Annotated in this window: 19 protein-coding genes; 5 read left to right on the top strand and 14 right to left on the bottom strand. The window is 34.6% G+C overall.

The features are described 5' to 3' along the window. Positions 1 to 255: 255 nt before the first annotated feature. The gene (locus B7E07_RS22400) at positions 256 to 618 is read right to left on the bottom strand and encodes a hypothetical protein (RefSeq protein WP_080848963.1); all 363 of its coding nucleotides are present in this window, start codon (positions 616 to 618) and stop codon (positions 256 to 258) included. 246 nt (positions 619 to 864) lie between these two features. On the opposite strand from B7E07_RS22400, the gene B7E07_RS22405 reads away from it, so the two are divergent. Continuing rightward, a complete protein-coding gene (locus B7E07_RS22405) occupies positions 865 to 1,410 on the top strand; it encodes a hypothetical protein (protein WP_080848964.1) in 546 nt (181 codons plus the stop codon). 780 nt (positions 1,411 to 2,190) lie between these two features. Here B7E07_RS22405 and B7E07_RS22410 read toward each other — a convergent pair. From B7E07_RS22410 to B7E07_RS22445, 8 genes are all read right to left on the bottom strand, one after another. Then, on the bottom strand, positions 2,191 to 2,700 hold the full coding sequence (locus tag B7E07_RS22410; RefSeq protein ID WP_080848965.1) for an SHOCT domain-containing protein: 510 nt from the start codon (positions 2,698 to 2,700) through the stop codon (positions 2,191 to 2,193). A 103-nt stretch (positions 2,701 to 2,803) separates the two neighbouring features. Next, positions 2,804 to 3,553 carry an LEM-3-like GIY-YIG domain-containing protein gene (locus tag B7E07_RS22415; protein ID WP_080848966.1) on the bottom strand — a complete coding sequence of 250 codons (750 nt, stop codon included), beginning with the start codon at positions 3,551 to 3,553 and terminating at the stop codon, positions 2,804 to 2,806. A gap of 14 nt (positions 3,554 to 3,567) precedes the next feature. Further along, positions 3,568 to 4,398 carry a DUF1835 domain-containing protein gene (locus B7E07_RS22420; RefSeq protein WP_080848967.1) on the bottom strand — a complete coding sequence of 277 codons (831 nt, stop codon included), beginning with the start codon at positions 4,396 to 4,398 and terminating at the stop codon, positions 3,568 to 3,570. A 53-nt stretch (positions 4,399 to 4,451) separates the two neighbouring features. Continuing rightward, positions 4,452 to 4,784, bottom strand: a complete 333-nt coding sequence (locus B7E07_RS22425) for a hypothetical protein (protein WP_080848968.1) — start codon at positions 4,782 to 4,784, stop codon at positions 4,452 to 4,454. 325 nt (positions 4,785 to 5,109) lie between these two features. After that, positions 5,110 to 5,553, bottom strand: coding sequence for a hypothetical protein (locus B7E07_RS22430; RefSeq protein WP_080848969.1), 444 nt, complete (start codon positions 5,551 to 5,553; stop codon positions 5,110 to 5,112). Between the two features lie 448 nt (positions 5,554 to 6,001). Then, on the bottom strand, positions 6,002 to 6,421 hold the full coding sequence (locus B7E07_RS22435) for a hypothetical protein (protein ID WP_080848970.1): 420 nt from the start codon (positions 6,419 to 6,421) through the stop codon (positions 6,002 to 6,004). 335 nt (positions 6,422 to 6,756) lie between these two features. Next, entirely contained in the window at positions 6,757 to 7,020 is a 264-nt protein-coding gene (locus tag B7E07_RS22440; RefSeq protein ID WP_080848971.1) for a hypothetical protein, read from the bottom strand. A 499-nt stretch (positions 7,021 to 7,519) separates the two neighbouring features. After that, entirely contained in the window at positions 7,520 to 8,020 is a 501-nt protein-coding gene (locus B7E07_RS22445) for a hypothetical protein (RefSeq protein ID WP_080848972.1), read from the bottom strand. Between the two features lie 614 nt (positions 8,021 to 8,634). Here B7E07_RS22445 and B7E07_RS22450 point away from each other — a divergent pair. The 4 genes from B7E07_RS22450 to B7E07_RS22465 all read left to right on the top strand — a co-directional run bounded on the left by B7E07_RS22450 (position 8,635) and on the right by B7E07_RS22465 (position 13,363). Then, positions 8,635 to 9,654 (top strand): DUF3231 family protein, encoded by a 1,020-nt coding sequence (locus B7E07_RS22450; protein WP_080848973.1) that lies wholly within the window; start codon positions 8,635 to 8,637, stop codon positions 9,652 to 9,654. Positions 9,655 to 9,753: 99 nt separating this feature from the next. Further along, complete coding sequence (locus B7E07_RS22455) at positions 9,754 to 10,248, top strand: DUF5683 domain-containing protein (protein WP_080848974.1); 495 nt, start codon at positions 9,754 to 9,756, stop codon at positions 10,246 to 10,248. Positions 10,249 to 11,276: 1,028 nt separating this feature from the next. After that, positions 11,277 to 11,864 carry a helix-turn-helix domain-containing protein gene (locus B7E07_RS22460; RefSeq protein ID WP_080848975.1) on the top strand — a complete coding sequence of 196 codons (588 nt, stop codon included), beginning with the start codon at positions 11,277 to 11,279 and terminating at the stop codon, positions 11,862 to 11,864. Positions 11,865 to 11,992: 128 nt separating this feature from the next. Next, positions 11,993 to 13,363, top strand: a complete 1,371-nt coding sequence (locus tag B7E07_RS22465) for an MATE family efflux transporter (protein ID WP_080848976.1) — start codon at positions 11,993 to 11,995, stop codon at positions 13,361 to 13,363. A 257-nt stretch (positions 13,364 to 13,620) separates the two neighbouring features. Here B7E07_RS22465 and B7E07_RS22470 read toward each other — a convergent pair whose 3' ends face one another. The 5 genes from B7E07_RS22470 to B7E07_RS22490 form a co-directional block, all read right to left on the bottom strand. Further along, a complete protein-coding gene (locus B7E07_RS22470) occupies positions 13,621 to 14,319 on the bottom strand; it encodes a YqeB family protein (RefSeq protein ID WP_445079833.1) in 699 nt (232 codons plus the stop codon). 141 nt (positions 14,320 to 14,460) lie between these two features. Then, a complete protein-coding gene (locus tag B7E07_RS22475; protein ID WP_080848978.1) occupies positions 14,461 to 14,868 on the bottom strand; it encodes a hypothetical protein in 408 nt (135 codons plus the stop codon). A gap of 575 nt (positions 14,869 to 15,443) precedes the next feature. Continuing rightward, the gene (locus B7E07_RS22480) at positions 15,444 to 16,895 is read right to left on the bottom strand and encodes an Msr family ABC-F type ribosomal protection protein (protein WP_080848979.1); all 1,452 of its coding nucleotides are present in this window, start codon (positions 16,893 to 16,895) and stop codon (positions 15,444 to 15,446) included. 117 nt (positions 16,896 to 17,012) lie between these two features. Then, on the bottom strand, positions 17,013 to 18,206 hold the full coding sequence (locus B7E07_RS22485; protein ID WP_080848980.1) for an MFS transporter: 1,194 nt from the start codon (positions 18,204 to 18,206) through the stop codon (positions 17,013 to 17,015). Positions 18,207 to 18,722: 516 nt separating this feature from the next. Further along, complete coding sequence (locus B7E07_RS22490; RefSeq protein ID WP_080848981.1) at positions 18,723 to 19,526, bottom strand: hypothetical protein; 804 nt, start codon at positions 19,524 to 19,526, stop codon at positions 18,723 to 18,725. Positions 19,527 to 19,725 lie beyond the last annotated feature (199 nt).

The following is a 19,725-nucleotide window of genomic DNA, read 5'->3' on the forward strand; positions in this document are numbered from 1 at the left end:
CTTAATAGAAAATTTCTATTAACAAAATCATCACCTCCCATCCAGCACTAACATTCATTAGCAAATTTTCCTCTTTTTATACACCTTTTCTTTATCTTTTTTGAAATTAATGTATAGGAGGTTCTTAAATTGGTGAATATAATAAGTTTGCCACCAAATATAGTCAATGGTATTCCTTTGCCTTTCGAAGTGGAAAGTGACAGGGAAAAAGGAACGGAATCAATTGGAATCCGCTCCTGTCTTACCTCTAGCATATTATAACTCCTTGAATTTCCCACCTTCATACAAGTATTGCCCTTCAGCAACAACAAAGACTTTTCCTAAATCCCTTTCATCACACCATTTTTGCTCTATTAGATCATGAATAGAAGCCAGTTCATAGTCATACCCAATCATTTCATTTTCTACACCAAATAGGTCTCCGTTGTCATACAGATAAATATATTCAGTGGGGATGGCAATCCCTTCTTTCTCCAAATATTCATTTTCAAATTCCAGTACCATTTCAACGAGTAATTTAGATATTGCAAAATCAGGAAATTCTTGATGAATTCTTTTCAAGATAAAGTCTTCCACTTCTTCCATATTGATTATTGGTGCATTCATTTTGTTATTCATTTTCATTTCCTCCTACGGATAGTGTTTTTAGCCTCTTAGCTGTTGTTCATCATTAGTGGTATCACCTTGGTATATCCACAGTACGTTCCTCCAATCCCAATGTTTCCCTCCCCTTCAATTCATTGCTGTTCTCACCTTTCTTGAATTCACTATTGCGTTGCTTTATGATTCTATTGTATATAGGCAATGGAATATAAAGGTTGCCCAGCAAGTCACATATAGAACTTTTTTGGGAGGAAGATAGAAATGAGCAACAATCTTGATCCAGAATTGAAAGAGGAATTGGACTTGTTTATAGAAAATAATGTAATAGCTTCAAGGGTAAAATCCCTTAATATAATCAAAAAAGCAGGAGTTTCGCATGAACCAACAACTTCTTTTGGACATGCCTTCGGTAATTTTGATTTTACAGCCGATTTAGACGCAAGAATAAACAAGGTGAAAGACACCCAAACATTAGGCGAATATATCGAAGAACTGTATCAGAAAAAGCGAAAAGATGATCCTAATGTACTGAGAAAAGCTGGAATTGATAGAGCATATAAATATAAAGTTGTTAATAACCGAATCCATCCAACGAAATCAAAATTATTATGCTTTGCTATTGCTTTTGAATTAGACCTGGAAGGAACAGAAAAGCTACTGAACAAGGCAGGATACACTCTTGCAGAAGAAAATAATGTTTTCGATTCCATTATTGGTTATTTCATAGAGAAGGGTTATTATTTCGGTGCAGATATTGATATTTGCTTAGAGGAATACGGTCAACCCACAATCTTCTCAGTTGCTTAAAAACCGTAGAAAGGTTTTGCGGAGAGGGAAGAAAGCCCTTAAACTTCACTTCCCTCTATCATCGAAATCAAGGTTATTTCATAGTGTACTTGAAACGGACTTAATGTGGACTTTATAGATATTATCAAACTAAAATCATCAGTAAGTTACTCTAAATTTCAGCGTAGTGTACCTGGAACGGACTTTATTCAGACTTTATAAATACTTTTAATAAACTATTTCCCTACTATGATTGAAACTAAGCAGAAATATCACTAAATGACCCCAGTAAAATTACATGATAATGGAACAATAATTCATTTGGTTTATAAAGTGAGGAAAACAACAGAATAGAATATAGTGGCTGAAGAGGATTTATAGAACTATCTGCGGAACATCGAAAAAGACTAGATCAATTTTGACCTAGTCTAATTATTTCTTTTTCAATATTAATTGAGGATCGGACATTACCATTGACGTATTACCAAACACTTTTTCTATATTGTTTAAGCATTTTTAAAGTAACCCAAACAATACTCACAAAAGATGCTCCATCTTCTTGTCTATAAACAATTATTCCATTGCATCTTGGTCCATCACATGTTGTTATTTCGTCTTGGCTTGGTTTGATCCCGCAGATTAAACATGAGAATTGATACCCATCTAAACAAATAAACGTCTCCATTCCACAATCAGGGCACTCATGTAAAGGATTCTCCCCACCATCACTTTCATAACTACATGTACCAACAAAGTTTTCGATATACCCTTCCGTAAATGAAGAAATTTTAAAGGTTGGTTTTATATACCAAGTAATTGTTTCTTTTTAGCGTTGAATTCTTCTTCTGTTAATATTCCACTGTCACGTAAATCTGCTAATTTCTTTATTTGGTCTGCTATATCGACAGAAGTATTGATGGAAGCTGTTTGATTAGAACTTGAATGTAATAACGAGTCAATTAAACTTTTCAGTTCCTGTGCGATATGGATATGTAATTTTTCTACAGATGCCTTATTATTGGAAGCCACAATTTCAATATTCGCACCTAGTCCCTTGACAGTTGTGTTAATAGAACTAACTGATGACAAGGGGAATTCTACCTTTTCATTCTTGAAAATACCTTCTATTTTATGGACAATAATCCTTTTGTCAGTTACATAGATTTGTTCAGTTGGTTTAGGATTGGATGCTCCTACTCCTAATAGGTTTTCTTCTTCCATCAAACCACTTCGAAATAACTCTATTTGTTTTTGCATAGCCTTTTTTCTACCTAAACCTGCTAATTTTATGGTTTCTTGAATGGTATCCATTGACATTTACCTCCATATATTGGTTTTAAATTAATTATAAACCAAAATGGTTTTTTCAACCTCGAAATGTTAGTACAGTTTGGTAAATATTCAACGTAATTATCTATATTTCATTCTCATTATTTTTTATATTTACATACTTAATCGGATTTTGTGCACCTCTTGAAAGGTAATGCTCAACTGATTTTCCAATATATTTAGTTCCTATCGCTTCATCAGCTTTTTTGCCGACAAATTCCCATCTGTTCTCTCTATCTAAAAATCCTCTTGTACTGAATGTGCTTCCCGCTTGGAACCAAGTAATGATCTTGTATACCTCGTGAACAATACCATCAAATACTGCAAAAGTATATTCAGCTTTTTCCCTATCATCGCCTATTCTCCAGACACCCCTCGTTGCATCATAAAGCTCAATATCGGTCATGTCATAACGGAACGTACTATTTAAACGAATTAAAATTGCTGGTTCTTCTATCTGAACTCGTTCCCTTTCATAATGGGATACCAACTGGTTAACCTCAACCCTTCCAAAAACGCCACTTTGCCATCCACGGACTTTATTTGTTAATTTCTCTTTACCAAGTAAATCAATTATCGCTGCTTCAACTTTTAATGCAGTATGTTCATCCTCCAAACCATGAATTAGGATTTCTATCTTAGGTTCCTGGCCCTTTTCAAGGATTCGCTTAATCATTCGACTCTTCGCTGTATCTGCAGCATCAGTTAAATGTGAAAATACTCGGTTTCCAATTCCTTTACCTACATAGAATATCTCACCCGTCTCTGGATCAGAGTAAATATATACGTAATATTTCAATTTACTAATAACTTCTTTTGAAAATTGTTTTATCATATTGACACCTTCTGTTAACTTTTTAATCTCACACTATAAAATCGCATCGCTTCAAGAATTCCTTCGAACTCAAATACTCCAGATTCTATCAGCCTTTTAAGTCGATATTCGAGAAGGGTATCCCCTACGTATTGGTCTAAATGCCCTAGCACCTCACCAATTAATCTTGCTGATTTCATGAAGTCTTTTGTCTTCTGTTTACCATGTAGCTTTTTGGCTTTCTTTATAATAACTTCATCATAATAGTCTTCAGGAACGCTTTGTATTCTTCCATTCCGCCAAATCCTTAAAGTTTCTCGGGTCTCCGCAAGAGAGAGCCACTCTTTTTCATAACCCTCCCTACCATGGTCGGTTAAGAACTTTCCTGACCCATGTTCAAATATGTGTTGGAGTTTTTCTGGGGGAATTTCGCCTGTATGAAGCAGTGTATATTTGACCTTTTTCATCCGGAAAAGTTTATCATACTCCTCTGTCGTGTTAATAACAGTCATATCAATATTTCTTTCCTTTAAAAGATACACAACGAATCGCAGCCCTGTTTGTTCATGTGCACTATCAGAAGCCCAAATTGTTACATGTTCCCCATCAGGTATAGAGTTGATTTGAAGGAACGTCTTATTAAAACTCCCGGTATAATCTGGATACTCACCAAATTCATCATTCATGCACTTCTTCATCCACTCAAATCTGGATTTCACCCCATTTTCCTCATGCAACTGCCAGACTGGACCAGTGGAGAAAATGTCCCAAAAAGAGATGATCTTTTCCCTTTTATTAAGGCCCGTTTCTCTTAAAGCATATTTCAAACTACCTGAAGCTGATGCACCAAATAGAATATGTATCATCCTTATTTTCTCCTCTTTATGTATGACGTATTTCTTCACTTACCTTACTCAAATCATTCTACCTTTTCCAAACCTGTAATTTGATCAAGTAAATTCCTATAGTATTCCGAACGAATAGAAAACCCACCAAACTCCTCATGAGTCGTACATGAAAACCATTCAAAGTTATTTTTTAGAAAGGTTAGGTCTTCGGGCAAATTAGGTGCAACCCAATCATATAATGTGTTTGCAGATTGTTGCAGCAGTTTACATGTATCCCGATTTGCTTCGATTACATACACCGTTGCTGCCGGACCTTTTGTAATCGTATTTGCCCATTTTTTTGTTTTATAGGTTTGGAGTGTATATGGTTTAAATTGTGCAAGAATACCCGGATTGTAGTTCAATTCTTTTCTAGTTACAAAATAGAATTTGTCCGAATGATCACTAACCGCCGATATGTTTCTCCCGTAGGATTCTCAACTAAATCCCAATATTCCATTTTATCACCTTTGTTTTTAATCGTAATTAGTAACTTATACGTGGGATTCACAAGGAAGTTTCGAATTCAAAATAATTATTTTCTATAACTTACGGTTATTAAACTACCAGCAAAATACAGATGCAAATCAGAAGAAAAAAATCGACCTCAAACCGGTAAAAGGGGGAGGTCGACCTTTATCTCTTGATTTAATTCTGTCCTATTGCAACAAACAGAAATTGCATATCCCTTTAAATGGCGTATTGCTCCTTCCATTGGGCATAAAGTTCGTTAAAATGGTCCAAGAAATATTCTCTTTGAAACTTCATCATAAATTCTTCGTCCTGTTGAGTGAAGGATGGAAGATGAATCCTATAAAACGGAGTTTCATCCATTACGCCTGGTATTTTAAAATCCGAATAGAAGTACATATCTACCATGTTGGTTAAGATAGCTATTTTACACGATTCTTCATACGAAAAGTATCTTCTAGTCTGTTTAACGTGATTGTTTAAATCTTCATGGACACCCTTTACTACTGCAAAAACAATAGGATTACCCTCTCGGTCATTGAGAATCACTCCATTAAATTGAGTTCTGTCTATCATCTCCTGTATATAGTCACCAAAATCATCTAATGTTCTAACTTCAACCTTGATATTGTTGTCTTTTTGTATACCTCTTTTTGTACTCATATTAAATCTCCTCATTTCTTTTCATTTTGTTTAACTCTATGTTTTCATTTTATCTGGAATAGAGGTTTAAAAGGTTGCCTGGCAAGTCACATAAAACTATTTTTTATCTTTCATTCTAATCTTTCGTCCTTTTTCCCTGTTTGTATGAATCCTTACCGTGGTGCAAGGTTTTAATGAGATTCGAATGAACAAAACCGATTGAACTGAATTTTGATTTTCCATTTACACTTATCTCAGCATCTTTCTTCTACCCTTGTTCTTTCCAACTATAGAGAAACGATATGCAAAATAACTGAACATGCTATGAATCCTTATTGGACAGAGGATTGAAAAATAGGCCAAAGAAAAGGACTGGATCACTAATGGACCCAGCCTCGAATTTTGATTGATTTTTGATTAAAAAAACCGATTGGTTTATGATTGAAGGCAATTAACCCCAATTAGTCTATTACCAATTAATTTTTTCGAAATCTGATAAAATGCCATTTCTGACATCTATAGCATTTTCTTTTTTACTTTGCATAGATTGTGATTGGAAACTTACACTTAATTCATGAATTATCATTAGAAAATCTGATAATACATTGTCCAAATATAAGTCATAAATATCTTTTACAATTCTATAAACTTGAATTTCCTGCAAATAATCTCCACTGTACATTGTAAAAGTAAACGCATCATTATCATTATAGTGTTGAACATTTATCCAAGTTTGAACACTCAACTCTTTTCCATCAGGACTATCCTCATAAACAAACATATCTACAGCAATAATAAGGTTATCCTCCAACATATTTTCACTGTAGTAAATATACTCCGCATCCGTACCTTCAACATATTTTCGACTTAATCCGTTAATTAAGTTCATATTTGCATCTCCATTCTTTTTATTTTTTTTATCTTTTATTTAACTTTATGTTTAGATTTTATCTGGAATAGAGGTTTAAAAGGTTGCCTGGCAAGTCACTTAAAACTTTTTTTATCTTTCACTCTTATATTTCTTCCTTCTTTTCTGTATGGAGAAACGAGTTAGGAAAGAAGTGACATTAATTGAATAATGTTTGGGAGTTAGCTGAGACATTATCTGGCAAGGATTGAATAGGTATTGAATGAACAAAACCAATTGGTTTTAATTTTTGTTGGAAATGAGAATGAATCATTCCCAGTGATTGGATTTCAAATGTAATTTATAGTTGAAATACATCAGTAAACTTTGTTTGCCAATTCATCACTCCAAGTTTGGTAATATCCACCGCCAATAATTTCAAGTACATCAGAATCTTCATCCGGTTCTACACCCCACCATCTTGATTCTGTGATAACTTCACCATCTAAAGTTTCGATTGTAATTTGTGCTTGTGTGTAGGCAATACCTTCTTCTGCTAATCTTTTTGCCTCATCTAAATCATTTACTTCTGCAATTAGATTTCCAGCACCAGTATGATAATTTATAAAATACTTTTCCATTTGAGCGTCTCCTTTATAGTGATAGCTTGATTTCAATCATTTTGAGCAACTGTTGATTTACTCTATAATCCTATTGTAAATTGTGACTGATTTTAAAAGGTTGCCTACCAAGTCACACCTTGGAAAAATAATGAAAATCTATTAGAAGTTATTGAAAAGGACGTAAAAATCCTACGGAATAATACAGTTAAGAAAATAGGACTGATATTGAAAGGATGAAGAAAGACCGATTGAAACCCTTATTTGAAGGGATTGATGGAATTTTGAACACGTAAAAAAAGACTGAATTACTAATATATCCAGCCTGAATTTGTATTGACTTTTTAATGAAAAAACCGGTATTACCTAATACACTGCCGATGCTCTTCCCAATATCATAAGTAAGTTTGAATGAAGTGATATATTTTCCATCTATAATAAAAATAACCACCAATTCTAAAGAATAAGTGGTTACTAGGACTATAATTGAACGACAAAAAATCCTTCTTTTCCTAGGGATTTAATGACATTTTTCATCTCTTTTTAATTTTTTTATTCGTTCAATGCTTAATATTGATTTTTCTTGTAATGGAAAAATCACTTCTTGTTCAGCCCTGATAGCCGGTGAGTTTAATTCAAAATTTTTATTATCACATTTCATTGCTTCTATAAATCCCTTAATACTAATTCCCGGATTATCTTTTGTTGCTTCTGCTGTAATTATTGTATGATCACACGATGAATTAAACCAATATAAATCTTCTAATTTTTCCGCTGATGTCCATGAGACATAATGATTATTATAATTCACTTCATTCAGGTCTAAATGAACTCTTCTTATTTTCCCCGTATAAAGTAGATATTTTGCAAAATCATTATCATTTTTATCTTCACTGCTCTCCCAATTACGAATATCTTGTAATACCTTTTTCCAACATTCATCTGTATTGTCTAAATCTTTTCTACCACTTCCTTTTTTCGGATGATTTACCCACATTTGAAATAATTCGTATAGATTCATTTTTAAACTCCTTATTTTAATACATACCATTATACTTCCTTGAATTATTTGATGTCTTTTTTATTTTCCCAAAAACTAAAAGACCATCTAAAAAATAGTATGTAATCTCACAGTATTTAAAGAAATTGGAAATTTCGGCTCATCCTTTTTGCAAAAGATTAAACTTTTTCAAGACGGTGCGACTTTTTATAAACAGTTCAACTTTATTTCAAAGCCACAATAACTATTCCCCTGCTTAGGTTGGTATCATGGTTAGGAAACACACAGAATTGAGTTTGAAAATTTTACGGATTTATGGATTGGGAAAACGATTGTAGCCCTATTTGGAAAGGGATTGAACAGTTATTGAGCAATTGAAAAAGAGACGAAGTCCTACTGGACCCGCCCCGAATTAATATTGAATTTTCATTGAAAAAACCAATTGAATAACGATTGATTACATAATAGACCTCCCGCCACTATTCCCTATTCCTTTGTCGTTTGGATACCAACTTATTTAGCAGTCGATACCGACTTTTTTGCGTTGGGAAGAGGAGAGTATTAGCTTTATACATACTTGGGGGAACATTGGGAAAAATAAAGAGAATAAGTCTTATTATCGGAGGATTATATTGATGGTGAATGGTAAGCAGATAAGGATAACATCAGTGGAAATTGCACAACTTTGGGCACAATATTTGAATGATAGCGGAAGTGTGTGTATTCTTACATATTTTTTTGAAAAGGCTGAGGATGCAGAGATTAAGCCTGTCATCGAATATGCTTTAGAGCTCTCAAATAAACATATAGAAAAACTAACTTCCTTTTTTACTGAGGAAAAACATACAATCCCTCATGGTTTTAAAATAGAGGAAGATGTCGATTTAACGGCTCCTAAATTATATTCCGACAATTATGTATTAAACTTTATTCATCAAATGTCTATGATTGGACTTACAACCTACTCAGCTAGTTTATCAGGTTCTACTAGAGCTGATATAACAGATTTTTATATGGAGTGCATTTCAGAGACTATGCAGCTTTTTAAAAAGACGAAGGACCTGCTTTTGTCTAAAGGTCTTTACATAAGGTCTCCGTATCTGCCGAATTTAGAAAGAGAGGATTTTGTAAAAAAGCAGAGTTTCGTATGGGATATTATTGGTGAAAAAAGACCATTAGTAGCATCTGAAATATCCAATCTATTTGCTAACATTCAAAGAAATGCTTTAGGAGCAGCTACACTGGCAGGTTTTTGTCAGGTAGCTCAGGATAAACAAGCAAAACAATTCTTTGTCAGAGGGATAGAAATTGCCAAAAAGCACATTAAATTATTTGGAAAAAAATTCGAAGATAGTTATCTTCCAGTTCCCACGACCTGGGCAACAGAAATCACGAATAGCACAGTCTATACTTTTTCCGATAAACTGATGATGTTCTTTACAACAGCCCTAATCGGTTTGAGTATTGGGTATTATGGAACAGGTATCTCTCAAAGTCCCAGACTGGATATAGGCGTTATGTATAACAGATTGATGGTGGAAATCCAATTATATTCTGAGGATGGCTCCAATATCATGATAAATAATAAATGGTTAGAACAGCCTCCAATAGCATCAGACAGAGATGAGTTAGCCAAAGCTAATCTTAATAGCTGATTTCAAAAGGGAGGTCATGCACCTTCCTTTTTTAAGAAATAATCATTGGTTAAACAAGATATAGTCTGAAGTAGAAGGGCATATGGGGTGAAATTTACAATGAAAAATAGATATAAATCCCCTTGGTCGGCTTTGTTATGGTCATTTGTTTTACCTGGATTTGGTCAATTTTACAATGGCCAACTCTTTATAGGTTTTGTCTTAATGGTTTTGGAGGTTTTGATTAATTACAGTTCTAATCTAAATATGGCAATTTACCATACTTTCAGAGGGGAGCTGCAACAGGCACATAAGGTTGTTCATTACAATTGGGGATTATTTTATCCTTCTCTTTGGGGTTACGGCATGTGGCAAGCATACAATCAAGCAATTTGCATAAACGATACTCTAAGAGAAAAAGGGATAAAGGAACCTCTCAAAAAGGCCAAATTCACAGGAATACTTTTCGGATCCGTTGCAGGAATGGTTATGGGTCTATTTTTTCAATTTATTTTTATTAGCCCAGTTTACACCGGTCTTGCAATTGGGGTAATTGGAGCGATTTTTGGTCATCTGTCGGAAAAGATTATTTATAAAATAATCAGCAGGCATTGATTAGAAAACAACAGCTAAACAAGCCAGATGGCAGGAGCAAAGGCTCTTGCTTTTTTTGTATGACCCAAAAATGAACGAAATAAATCTAGGGCACCCAAGACATTTTAAGATTTTTCTTTTATTTAGTTATTTTATCTAGTTTAAGAGATAAGTTCATACCCTACGACGGTGTTTCAGGGGCTTATTTGACCACCATTCCCGTTTTCTTATTTTAGAATGTTTGCTTTCCTTTTGGGAAGGAATCGAATGAAACCCCAATAGTTTTCCGTCCCAAAAAGAGTTGGGAAAAACACTTGAAAGGATTCCTATTTTATACTGCGAGGAAACCAACAGAAACAATACCTAAGATAGCCCGGACCTTTACAATGAAAGGATTGGAGGAATAGGGAATAAAAAAACGATTGGATTTGTGCTGAATTTTGATTAAAAAATGGGATTGGACTGATATTGAATTACGATGGGGGTTTTTCCGATTTTGGAAATAAAAAAACAGAGGGTCTGCCGGGAAAAGTACCGGAAAAATCTTCGAAATTGGAACGTTATTTTCATTTAAGGAACACCTTTTTTATAGAGACACAGTAGACATATGTTTTGGGACGAAGATTAATAGCTTCTTTTGTATTACATACTCCTATGGTTGCAATGAAACACTAAGCAATCATTTCAGCTACAGTTTCTGGTTTATAGTTTTTTGTTTTATGAAATGAAATAGCCTAGGCCCATATTTACCTAGCTATTTCCTGATCTGTTTTGGAACTTATCTAATTAAAGCACCCATTACTTTAAGTATACTCTTTCACAATTAGCTTTTACTTTTGAAAAATCCTAATTTTTATTTTCCATATAGTTAACCATATGAGGAAGGATCCATAAACCAATAACAGCTATAAACAGTCGAATGATTACAGTCATAAAAACATGATCAAAAGGAAAATAGGTAAACTCTACCTATGTTTAACTCTACGGAGCGTTTGTTGATGCTAACCATATAAACCCCTAAGATGGAAATAGAGCAGGAGGAAAAAATAATGGATAATCGTAAAGTTGGAGAGTTAATTTATAATTTACGGAAAGAAAAAGGGCTGACACAGAAACAATTAGCTGATCAAATGAACATTTCTGATCGAACGATTTCAAAATGGGAGCGTGGATATGGCTGCCCAGATGTCACTCTATTACCAAGTTTATCTACCCTATTGGGCGTAAATATAGAAAATATTTTAGATGGTGAATTATCGTCGAATGAATTTGTAGGAGGAAATATGAAAAAGTCAAATTATTTTGTCTGTCCGTCATGTAATAATGTTGTATTAGCCACTGGAGATATCACCCTATCTTGCTGTGGCAGAAAATTAGAACGATTAGTAGCAAAGAAAGCAACAGACAAAGAAAAGCTATCAATTACAGAAATTGATAATGAATGGTTTATTTCAAGCGATCATCCTATGACAAAAGATCATTATATATCATTTATTGCTGTTGCTACTGGTGATCAAGTTCAAATTATAAAACAGTATCCTGAGTGGGGTTTACAAACACGTATCCCGAAACGTAAACATAGCAAACTGTTATGGTATGATACTCAATTTGGTTTATATTATCAGGTTTTATCATAATTTTTTATATAAAAATACACGAGTTATGACTTAAATGTTCATACTCAATGGTCTTACCTCCACTTCAAAATCTTGATCCAAAAAGTGAGGAATTCTTTTGAAATTAAACCTATTAGGAGTTATCTGAAATGAATAAATCTTTAAATGAAACTATGGTCCTAGCAAAACCGATGATTGCCTTTCTCATACCTGTCATTTTTGCAAGTGTTTTGCAATCATTAGGTCAAGTGTTTGGAATTATCGTCGTTGGACAAACACTTGGAGTAGATTCTTTGGCAGCTATTTCAGCATTCTTCCCTCTATTCTTTTTTTTAATATCCTTTGTAATCGGAATTGGATCTGGAAGTTCCATTCTAGTTGGGCAAACGTACGGTGGTGGAAATATCTCAAAAATGAAGGAAGTTGTTGGAGTAACTTTGGCATTTACGATGATCATATCCATTGCTGTCGCCCTAATCGGAGGGTTCTTTACAGAAGATATCCTAAAATGGATGGGAACACCTGAGAATATTCTGGTTGCAAGTACAGAATATGCACGTATTTTATTTGTTACATTACCTATTACATTCTTATATATGTGCTATACAACCTTTATGAGAGGTGTTGGAGATTCAAAAACACCTTTTTATTTCTTATTAATTAGTATTATCTTAAATATCGCCTTGCTTCCAATTCTTATTTTCGGTTGGCTGGGCTTACCGGAATTTGGATTAAATGGTGCTGCTTACGCCTCTGTATTATCCAATTTTATTACATTCGTGATTCTATTAGTGTACTTACACAAAAAAAGTCATGTACTCAAATTAGATTCTATTATTTTGAAACATCTTCACTTGAAAGGCTCCGTATTGAAAGCCTTACTGAAATTAGCCATTCCTACCAGCATAAGTATGGTTTCAATCGCATTGTCAGAAATTGCAGTCATAACTTTTGTAAATGATTATGGATCCAATGCAACGGCTGCATACGGAATCGTGAATCAAATTGCAAGCTACGTTCAAATACCAGCGATGAGTATTTCAATTGCCATTTCAGTATTTGTTGCACAAGCTGTGGGGTCCGGGAATATTTCGAACATTAAACATATAACAAAAATAGCCATTACACTAAATTATCTTCTTGGTGGTATTCTTATTCTCGTTCTTTACTTGTTACCAAATCCAATTTTGGGAATTTTCTTGGACAACACCGATACTATTAATCTTGCCAAAGATCTTATTATAATCTCATTTTGGAGTTATGTTATTTTGGGTCACACTCAAGCAATTTCAGCAACAATGAGAGCAACAGGTACGGTATTATTGCCAACAATTTTTACAGTCACAAGTATTTTGATGATTGAAGTTCCAGTAGCATACTCCTTGTCACACTTTACAGGACTTGGGATAGATGGAATATGGCTCGCATATCCAGTTACGTTCATAGTCAATTTCTTGGCTCAATCTATTTACCACCGATTTTTTTGGAAAAAGAAATCTTTTAAGGCACTAATTAATTAAAGCCTACTAAAAAAGAAGCTATTTTACAAATTGGGCTGGAACCCTTATTGGACATGGGATTGAGGGGATATTGAATTAAGAGAAACGGGACGAAGTCCTACTGGACTCGCCCCGAATTGATATTGATTTTTGATTGAAAAAACCGATTGAATAACGATTGAGTACATATTAGCTGCCCGCTGCTCTTCCTACTTCCTTTGCCGATTGGAAACCAACTATATAACAGTGGGTACCGACTTTAAGGCAACGAAGACAAGTTAATCATGAAAATTTCGTATATATTGAACCTCTCCCTTATCTTTCACAACAATTCCAAGTTCATTTAAGTCCATTCTTAAATGTTTTATTTTTTTCTTATCTCTTTCTCTTATTGCATTCCTACGTTCATATAATATGGCATAGACATTATCTCCAACCGTACGGTCTTCAAGAGTCCAGAGTTTGTATTGATCAGCATACGGATCTTGTTCGCTCCAAGGATAGTGATGATTCAGGAATTTCTCTCGTATTATAACTTTTTTTATGTCTGTCTTTTCTCTCAATAATTCTTGCCCTTTATTACCTGTAATGACAACTGTACTATCATCCATAAAGATTTCTTTTACGTCTGAATTTTTAATTCTAATTTCTTTATCATCTTTATTAATCAAAATTTCTTTATCTCTAATACTCATTTTCAAGGCTTCACTATAGACTGTTAATGACAAAAGACCCCCTATAATTACGCCTATAATCATCAAGACAATAGAAGTCCAAAAAGGGTCAAGTGACTCCAAGAGTACAATGACCTTTGAATCATTAAAGAGTGGAATTTTTATTATGAAATCCAATAATCTTGGAAGAAACCAACCAATCGTTCCTAACACAATAGGAAATAAAACTGCAAAGAGCTTTTCCAAGAAACCCATACCAATTGTGGATATATCTTTCATATTATTTTTTACTCCTTCATTCACTGTTCTGTACAAGCCAGCTTGAATTTTTAGTTGAATTATAGTTACACAAACGTTTGAATGATTATAGAAAAGCCATCCGAGTGCAGTACATAGCGTTTCTCCTGTTGCTCCACCTTGATTCCACCCTGTTCAAGTAACATACTATAATTCCTCTTTTGGCTTATCACCAATTAAACCAAACAAGAACATTTGTGAAAAAGCATATTTATTGTACATTTTCGAAACAACTGAGGGTATCGTTAAATCAAGTTCCAAATAGGTGGTCAGTATTTGCTGTGTGAATTTTTTTTGATCCGTTAAGGCATATTCCTGCAATTGTTGCACAAACTCCTTGCTAACTTTTTCTCGTCCTCCAAGTGCTTGTTGTAATTGATATCCTACTCGATATAAGGCAGCAGCAATATCTTCATCCGCTTTCTGATGTTCCGCTATATAACTCGATATCCAATCACGAACTAAGGACGAGGTATCTTTATTATTTTCCTTAGCAACCTGTTGGAAACTCTCTTTTAGCTCTTTTGATATTCGTATGTGTAAATTAGTATCCATTTTAGAATAATGCCTCCTTAATTTGAATAAACTTACATTAACACACATGTAATTACATTGTCAACACACACGTGACTACAAGCCATTTCCCAAATTCCCCCATACTAATATAACCCCTGCACCAGCTATATTATTATGACAAGGTAAAATCACTTACAATTACGATATTTAGGTATAAGTCCTACCCATACATTTATGTTTAGAACCTCGTTAATCATCTATCCTTTCCATCAGTGTGAAATGTCGTAATTTGGGGATGAGATGGATAAAGAGAAAAGATGGGCGGATTCTACAGATGTCTATAGTGAGGAAGCACATAATAGAAAGAAGATTAAAAAAGGATGAGGGCTGAATCATTATTGGATCCAGCACCTTGATTTTTTATTGAAAAAGCCGATTAAGTAACGATTGACTACATAATTGACTGGCACCCGCTCTTCCCGTTCCTTTGTCGTTTGAAAACCAGCTATAAAGCATTAGGTACAGACTTTTTAGCATGGGGGAAGAGGAAAAGGGAGATAAGTATAGTGCAATACTACAAAATGACCCTTTACATCCCTTTCCTACTTTTTACATTAACTTCTTAATACTAAGTTTTGTTCCTCTATGACATAAACATGATCAGCTACTCGATCAACAAAGGTTCGATCATGCGATACAAAGAGTACAGTTCCTTCATATCCTTTTAAAAATCGTTCTAACGCTTCAATACAAAATATATCCAAAAAGTTCGTGGGCTCATCCAAAATGAGTATATTGTATCTTCCTAAGAATAGCTGACACAATACGAGGCGAATAGACTCTCCGCCGCTTAAATGACGGACATTCTTTTTTAAATCATTTCCTGTAAAGTTCATAGAATGAAGAACAGAACGAATTTTGCTCTCATCAAAATCACTTCTATCTTTCATAAATTCCAGTACCGCTTCGTCCTTTGTAAACTGATAGTCTGTTTGTTCATAAATGCCGATAACCGCTTTTGGTGAAATCGTAATCCCTTCACCACGCTGTAAAATATGGCGAAGCAACGTTGTTTTTCCTGAACCGTTTTTACCTGTAATCGCAATGGTCTTGCCTAACGGGAATTGAAAACTTGATTGATCAAGAAGCGTCTTCTCCCCCGCCTTCAGGCTTAACTGATCCGCCATTATCGGAAATTTATTGTGTAATTGAAGAGCACCAGACTGGTGAAAGCGAATGATTTGTTCTTCTTTCGGAGCTTTAACTTCTTCCAGTTGTTCCACTCGCTGTTCCATTGCCTTTGCTGCACGTTGCATGGCTTTTTGACTCGTACCTTTTGATTTCGTTTCAAACATTCGATTCCCTTTAACTTTTGTTACTTCTTTACTCCCTTGTGTTACCTTTTCAGCCTTTTGCATTTTTTTCTCTGCTGCTTTCAATAGACGTGTTTTTTCTTTTTCAAATCTTTCATGCTGCTCTAGTTGTTGTCTTTTCTCCAAATCTTTTTGACGAATATAATCCGAATAGTTCCCTGCATATTCTGTTACTTTCCCATCATCTACTTCCCATATTTTCGTCACTAATTTATCTAATACATACCGGTCATGACTCACAAGCACAAGAGCACCATAGTAATAAGTTAATTCTTCAACAAAAAACTGAGTACCTTCTGCGTCAAGATGCGTTGTTGGTTCGTCAATCAATAAACTTTCATGATAGTTCGTAAAAATCTGTGCTAACTTTAGCCTAGTTTGTTCACCGCCACTAAAGTTTTCAAGTTCCGTTACTGGAATAGACAATTTCCCTTTTAGATCATAATCTATCTCTGTTTGTTCAGGTTTTTTTAGTTGATCAAAATAAGCAAAGTCTACATGACTTTTTACTATTCCACTTGTCGGTTGAACTATTCCCGCTAGCAATCTTAATAATGTGCTTTTTCCTGCTCCATTTTTTCCGACAATACCAATACGGTCAAAATGGTGTACAGCTAAACGCTCAATCTCTAATACAGTTTTATCTAAATAAGTCAATTCTATATTTTCTAATTCAAAACATACTTTTTCCATCTTTGCTACCTCCCGAAAATTAATGATTTCGTACCGATAGCCAGGACCGATACGAGCTACTATTTAATGTTCAAGCTCGCATCAAAAGAATAGTAAAAATTGCATGAATATCTCCTCCTATTTCGCTTTCCTTGTTATAACTGCATTTATAATAATCAAGATACCTATTATAGAAAATAATGTAGCAACACTTGTAAGTTCAATCAAAACTCCAGCTACCGCATAACCAATCGGCGTCGCTAATAACGAAAGACTTGTCACAAAACTAAAAACTCTTCCCAAGAGATGAGGTTGTATCTCTGTTTGAATAAAGGCATAGAATGGTGCTGAAAACAATGGTCCAGATAAACCAACCAAACCAGCCATCACAATAAATGCAATGAACAATGAAGGCGGGACGATACCAGATATGAATAGTGCAATCCCCATCAACAGCATTCCTACAGCCATTGTTTTTATTTTATCGAAGCGATCACCTAGTAAACCTAATAGTGCCCCCCCAACAATTAATCCAATGGCAAAAATCACCTCCACTATACCTGCTTCTACAACACCTCTTTCGAAATGATTCCGTGTCATAAGTGGAAAGTAGGTACCTAGTGGAATATAAAGCATAGCGACGATGGTCATTGTCATAGTTAGCTTCAAAACAACAGGATGCTTCACTATCGCATAATATCCTTCTTTCATTTCAGTAATAATACTGATAGAAACCTCTCCTTCTTTTCTCGATACTCTTGGAATGTGAATGAACAATAAAATACTACTTGCCATCACAGCACCAAGAACATCTAACATCAATACCCATTCAAGTGAACTAACTGCAAGCATAGACATCCCAACTGCAGGCCCTGCAATATTTGAAATAGAACTTACTGTCTGTCCCCAGCCTGCTACCTTTGTAAGATGCTCTTCAGGTGCAAGTAGAGGTATAGATGCTTGCATTGCCGGCATATGAAATGCAGTTGCAAGAGAACGTATGACTAAGATAACGATCACCAATGGAATACTTGGCTCATTAAAATACATTGTTATAAATAAGAGTAGGCTGCCAAGAGCGACAGTCATGTCTGCCAGAATCATCATCAATTTTCGAGAGTAACGATCCGTGACTGTGCCTGCAAATGGACCAACTAATGCTTGTGGTAAAAATCCGGCTAGACCAGCCATCGTCAGGACAAGTGGGGATCCACCCGTTGAATCAGTTAGCCACCAAATAATACTAAATTGAACAGCCGCACTACTTAGTAATGAAAAGAACTGCCCTGTATATATTGCAATAAATTTTCGTTTCCAATTTTTATTTCCCATTATCCTTGCCTCCATAAAATTAAAAAAATCACAAGCATCTGCCTGTGATTAAGAGTAAAGGGAAAGAGACCCATCCTTGTTTATAGGGGCTATCAGGAGCCGTTAGCAAATAAACCTACCAATTTTTTTACATTGGGAGGAAAATTAGACATAAATAAAGAAAGGTAGAACAATCCGCCTTTCTAAACATTACATATTCTAATCCGCATACACCTAGCAGTAAGAATCATCTTCAAAAAGATGGACAAAATGCCCGTATGGGGCGGATTTTTTAAAAAATATGAAATGAAGATTATTAAAAAAGGACAGACTAATCCCGTTTACTCTGTATACACAAACAGAGTCTTTGAACGTATTCAATTACTGGTTCAAAGTTAGGGACCATAGTCTAGGTATCATTTTTTAATAATCCTCCTTTTAGTTTAAAATTCATTATTAATTGTAGACCGACTTACAGAAAAAGTCAAAGGTAAATAACGGTTCTCCACTTCATCAGACCTTCATTAACAGTTTTCTTTACTCCCTTTTTTGCGGTATGAAATTTCGTACAAACTTATATTTTTTCTGGTCATGCTGAGCATATAGAAAGCCGAACACACTGAAGACAATAGCACCAATCAGGTTGACAAATAAATCCTTCATTGTATCAATAATTCCAATATCAAGATATCCAGCGTCAATAACGGTTTCAATACTATTTCCCGAATTGTCTTCACTTTCAATAACTGTGCGTTGAATATTCTCAATATGATTTACGCCATTGCTTTCTGCCCCAATGCTTACACTGTTGATTTGTTGAACAACTCGGTCTTTCTGCATATCGAGATTCATCCAGCGGTCTGCGGAGTATTCAAAAAACTCCCACATAACGCCAACGGTCATAGAAAAACAGAAGGTGACTATCGCTAGAAATAATGGGCTTAAATTCATCCCCTCAGCATTCTTATTTAACAGATAGACAAGTGAAAAGCCGACACCTGCAGCTAAAAAACCATTAAGCGTATGAAGTGCTGTGTCCCAAATTTTGAAATAACCATAAAAATCGCTCAGTTCTCCCAGAATAGTCGAACTAAAAATAAATAAGATGATTATCAGTTCCAACAAGTTGGGAATTTCAATGTTAAACATACGTTCCACAAGTTGTGGGATAGCAAATAAAGCGAGTGTCAATACAAGTAGAAAAGCATCCCCCCATCTTTGCATAGGTATCTGATTGATAAGCATAAAAACAGTAATTGCACGAAATATAACATACACTAGAACAATCTTCTTATTGGCTGTTGTCGTGCTACTTGTAAAAAAGTTTTTTATGATATTCATGAATAGTATCCTCCTATTATTTCGGATATTCATCTCTTTTTATTATATTTTGTTTATAAATCTTGCCATTAACATCTCTAACCAATCTCCCAATATATCGGATATTTGTTGACTAAGAAAAGGAAACTCTTGAAGTAAAAAATGGATATTTTATACGTTAAGAGGGTTCTATAAAGGACGTAATTATCCCATATATACC

It is taken from the genome of Cytobacillus gottheilii (assembly GCF_900166665.1).
Lineage (GTDB): Bacteria > Bacillota > Bacilli > Bacillales > Cytobacillaceae > Cytobacillus > Cytobacillus gottheilii_A.

What these genes read in the sequence shown, in the direction of transcription:
- B7E07_RS22450 (WP_080848973.1), top strand. Translation starts at nt 8,635, where the DNA reads ATGGTGAATGGTAAGCAGATAAGGATAACATCAGTGGAAATTGCACAA.
- B7E07_RS22480 (WP_080848979.1), bottom strand. Translation starts at nt 16,895, where the DNA reads ATGGAAAAAGTATGTTTTGAATTAGAAAATATAGAATTGACTTATTTA.
- B7E07_RS22420 (WP_080848967.1), bottom strand. Translation starts at nt 4,398, where the DNA reads ATGATACATATTCTATTTGGTGCATCAGCTTCAGGTAGTTTGAAATAT.
- B7E07_RS22475 (WP_080848978.1), bottom strand. Translation starts at nt 14,868, where the DNA reads ATGGATACTAATTTACACATACGAATATCAAAAGAGCTAAAAGAGAGT.
- B7E07_RS22490 (WP_080848981.1), bottom strand. Translation starts at nt 19,526, where the DNA reads ATGAATATCATAAAAAACTTTTTTACAAGTAGCACGACAACAGCCAAT.
- B7E07_RS22410 (WP_080848965.1), bottom strand. Translation starts at nt 2,700, where the DNA reads ATGGATACCATTCAAGAAACCATAAAATTAGCAGGTTTAGGTAGAAAA.
- B7E07_RS22485 (WP_080848980.1), bottom strand. Translation starts at nt 18,206, where the DNA reads ATGGGAAATAAAAATTGGAAACGAAAATTTATTGCAATATATACAGGG.
- B7E07_RS22400 (WP_080848963.1), bottom strand. Translation starts at nt 618, where the DNA reads ATGAATAACAAAATGAATGCACCAATAATCAATATGGAAGAAGTGGAA.
- B7E07_RS22405 (WP_080848964.1), top strand. Translation starts at nt 865, where the DNA reads ATGAGCAACAATCTTGATCCAGAATTGAAAGAGGAATTGGACTTGTTT.
- B7E07_RS22430 (WP_080848969.1), bottom strand. Translation starts at nt 5,553, where the DNA reads ATGAGTACAAAAAGAGGTATACAAAAAGACAACAATATCAAGGTTGAA.
- B7E07_RS22440 (WP_080848971.1), bottom strand. Translation starts at nt 7,020, where the DNA reads ATGGAAAAGTATTTTATAAATTATCATACTGGTGCTGGAAATCTAATT.
- B7E07_RS22415 (WP_080848966.1), bottom strand. Translation starts at nt 3,553, where the DNA reads ATGATAAAACAATTTTCAAAAGAAGTTATTAGTAAATTGAAATATTAC.
- B7E07_RS22465 (WP_080848976.1), top strand. Translation starts at nt 11,993, where the DNA reads ATGAATAAATCTTTAAATGAAACTATGGTCCTAGCAAAACCGATGATT.
- B7E07_RS22460 (WP_080848975.1), top strand. Translation starts at nt 11,277, where the DNA reads ATGGATAATCGTAAAGTTGGAGAGTTAATTTATAATTTACGGAAAGAA.
- B7E07_RS22445 (WP_080848972.1), bottom strand. Translation starts at nt 8,020, where the DNA reads ATGAATCTATACGAATTATTTCAAATGTGGGTAAATCATCCGAAAAAA.
- B7E07_RS22455 (WP_080848974.1), top strand. Translation starts at nt 9,754, where the DNA reads ATGAAAAATAGATATAAATCCCCTTGGTCGGCTTTGTTATGGTCATTT.
- B7E07_RS22435 (WP_080848970.1), bottom strand. Translation starts at nt 6,421, where the DNA reads ATGAACTTAATTAACGGATTAAGTCGAAAATATGTTGAAGGTACGGAT.